Origin of the sequence: Paenarthrobacter nitroguajacolicus, assembly GCF_029952445.1 — a bacterium.
Classification (GTDB): Bacteria; Actinomycetota; Actinomycetes; order Actinomycetales; family Micrococcaceae; genus Arthrobacter; species Arthrobacter nitroguajacolicus_B.
On record NZ_JAQPPK010000074.1, the window covers coordinates 1 to 648 of the forward strand.

1 rRNA gene is annotated in these 648 nt (G+C 53.5%); it reads left to right on the top strand.

Annotated elements, in window-relative coordinates:
* Window positions 1-526 precede the first annotated feature (526 nt).
* Window positions 527-648 (top strand): 23S ribosomal RNA (locus PJL15_RS22570); the annotation flags it as partial.

Consider the following 648-nt stretch of genomic DNA (forward strand, 5'->3'; position numbering starts at 1 on the left):
TGTCAGTGTTGCCCATTGCGCAGGCGTTTGTTCTGCGGTGGGTGCTCATGGGTGGAATATCAACGAATCAAAGTTTTTTGGCATGGCCTTTGTGGTTGTGTCCTGGTGCCAGTACGGCAGTGCCCGCGCCCCCCTTCTTTTGTTGGGTGGTGTGTGGTGTTGTTGGGAACGTGTCCGGGATGCCGCTGGTGGGGGTTGTGTTTGGCGCACTGTTGGGTCCTGAGGCAACAGGACCTTTTTGCAGCAATGCATTGGGGGCACTCTGGTGTCTTTTTTGTTCCTGCTTCCGGTACCGCCACGTCCCTTGTTGGGGTGTGGTGGTCTGGTTGATGGGGTTGTTGTTTGAGAACTACATAGTGGACGCGAGCATCTAGAAACACATGCGTGGCTGGCCTTTCGGGGTTGGTGTGTGTGTTTCTTACAGCAATTTCTTATGAATGAACCTGGCCCTTGTGGTCATGGTTCTCTCGAATAGATGATGCATCGTAGACCGGCGGGCCTTTTGGGGTTCGTTGGTTTTGTGTGTGGTCAAGTTTTTAAGGGCACACGGTGGATGCCTTGGCATTAGGAGCCGAAGAAGGACGTAGGAATCTGCGATAAGCCTGGGGGAGTTGATAACCGAGCGTTGATCCCAGGATGTCCGAATGG